The organism is Xanthovirga aplysinae (genome assembly GCF_009711365.1).
GTDB classification, from domain to species: Bacteria; Bacteroidota; Bacteroidia; order Cytophagales; family Cyclobacteriaceae; genus Xanthovirga; species Xanthovirga aplysinae.
In genome coordinates, this window is record NZ_SMMB01000560.1 from 1 (window position 1) to 2375 (window position 2375).

Below are 2375 nucleotides of genomic sequence, written 5' to 3' on the forward strand. Positions count from 1 at the left end.
TTGTTTTAAAAGGTTCTGGGATATAAAGGCTAAGGGTATTTAACCCAATAGGAAGCCGACAAAAACTAAAAAATTTTTAATCAGAAGTAGATTTTCTATGATAATTTATTTGTCAAACTATAAAAAATAATGTTATGATTGATGGTATAGTTTTTAGTAGAAGATGGTTGGGAAAAAAGAAAGGTGCAATATTACATCATGAATATGATGAATATGATGAAAATGAAATTCGCCTAACTAACAACACACCTGTTATGATTGACCCAAGGGACACCGATCATAGAGGTAGGGTAAAAGTTCTTGTGCGCGATGGTGACTATGTCGGATTGGAAGGCTATGTGAACCTCGAGCACCTTAAATTTCCTGGTCATATTCCTGAAAAACTCAAGATGAAAGGAGGTGGTGGATATAGTGAAATGGATGACAATGCTGTTACTAAGGATCTACACCAGCATTTTAAAAACCGAAATAGATTTTCAAGAGCCATAAAATACAAAGACCAGACAGCAAAAGGGGCCGCCGGAGATAGAGCAAAAGGCCTTACAATAAGTGGTGTAATCCTTGCCGCTGATATAGTTGCTTCTTCTTTTGGCGCAGTAGGTGTTGTTGGAAATACAGCTAGTGCAGTTGTTTCAACTAAAGCCATTTACGACGCCAAGAAAGAGGGGGGTGGGATAAAAGAACTTGGCAAGCAGGGGTTTTGGACCGCATTAGGACAAGCTCACCCATCGGTTGGATTTGTAAGGGATGCATCAGGTCTTATTAAACTTGGTTGGGATGTGGCTCACGGGAATTTTGATAAAAAACAATGGAAAAAACATCAGAAGGAGATAAGCAAAGTTCTTGACGATATTAACACTGCCAAGTTTTTGCTAAGTCAACAAGATTTGCCTCCAGAATTGATAGCACCTCATGAAATAAGGGAAATAATTGATGTTTTAGATGGGATTGAAAGGCAAATCAATCAAATAGCAAGTGAAAAAAGCAGCTTACTGAACAATACAGAAGATTTATGGGAAGAGGGTGATGATTTTGACCATTTCCGTGATGATTTTGAGGGACCTAGAACCCCAAGGAGTCCGAGTGGCCGATGCCTTCTTCCCCATGAAATGGCACATTGGGTCTAATAAAAAGAGAACACTGGTAAGGATAATAGAATTCTTAGACTCAGTTTCTTATACAGTGCCGGCTTTCTAGCCCTTAATGAGGTAACTTTCCTAACCCCAATGACACAATTTTTTGGATAGTGTCAACCTATGCTTCCTGATTTGTTTTAATTAAAATAAGAGTTATAGGTTATCAATGAGGAATAAAAACCGGCGAGTAGAATAGCTTTAAAAGATTCTTTAACTTTAAATAATAAATAATATGAGATTTGGAGCATTAGGGAGAGTATTTGCTAGGCAATCAAGATTAGGAATTCCAAAACCAGGAATTCAAGTGATTAACAAGGTTAAAGTAGATTTTGGAGGAACAGGCAGGGGAGCAGAAGAAAGTTTTAATGAAGAAAGAGATCTCCATGCTACTCCCCTTAACCCAAATGTGAGGGTAAATGTAAATGAGGAAACCGTTATACTGAGGGCTGATGGCCCTGGATTTACTGATCCAGAAACTGGAAGGCTACAGGGAGGAGAAGAATCAACCATGTTTAATAAGGCGAAATCCCAGATTCTAGGAAGGGGAAGAGGTAGCATACAAATGAATGCTGAGGCTATGTTAGATGAAGTTACCGGAATCCTGGGTGAAAATCCGGCAGATGAACTTGAAGTAGATGTAAGAGGGTATAGTAGAGGAGCTGTAGCAGGAGCAGAATTTATTAGTCAATTGAAAGTCAGATACCCAAAACTAAGAATAAATGCAGAATTACTTGATCCTGTAGCAGGCCCTATGGATCATGGTGGTACGGATGTTAAAGGAACTAATACTGCGGTGCAATATAGTTTGGAAAATCATCTCCCTGGATTTTGGGCTTACCACGTAAGGAATCCTAGATCTGTTATACTTGCAAATGGGGGACATGACGCTATGGCAAGAGGAAATTATTCTCCATTTAGATTATGGGCACTCGGAAGAGGGGTGTATTTTCGGAATTTTAAGGGTGAATTTAATAAAGTAAATCCAGAAGCCGCAGCAAGAGAATTACAGGAACGTAATGATCAGGGTGGTAGCTATATGGAAACTGGCCTAGAAACATCAAGGTTTACCGAAATCGAAAGAGCGGTAGCTAACATGTCATCCTCATCAATGGAAGAACCAGACTAATTCGATTATGCCGTAACTTCAATAGACAATTTTAAGACATTATGGCACTGTTTTGTAAACAGTGCCTTTAGGAAAACACCCCCATATTAAATACAAAACCCACTATAATCGAA

General features: G+C 38.8%; 2 protein-coding genes. Both read left to right on the forward strand.

Annotation, left to right across the window (positions count from 1 at the left end):
* Positions 1-134 precede the first annotated feature (134 nt).
* On the forward strand, positions 135-1127 hold the full coding sequence (locus E1171_RS02685; RefSeq protein ID WP_155203820.1) for a hypothetical protein: 993 nt from the start codon (positions 135-137) through the stop codon (positions 1125-1127).
* Positions 1128-1368: 241 nt separating this feature from the next.
* Positions 1369-2262, forward strand: a complete 894-nt coding sequence (locus E1171_RS02690; RefSeq protein WP_155203822.1) for a hypothetical protein — start codon at positions 1369-1371, stop codon at positions 2260-2262.
* The last annotated feature ends 113 nt before the right edge of the window (positions 2263-2375 follow it).

Excerpts from the sequence above, each read along its gene's own strand:
- E1171_RS02685 (WP_155203820.1), top strand. The coding sequence starts at position 135 with ATGATTGATGGTATAGTTTTTAGTAGAAGATGGTTGGGAAAAAAGAAA.
- E1171_RS02690 (WP_155203822.1), top strand. The coding sequence starts at position 1,369 with ATGAGATTTGGAGCATTAGGGAGAGTATTTGCTAGGCAATCAAGATTA.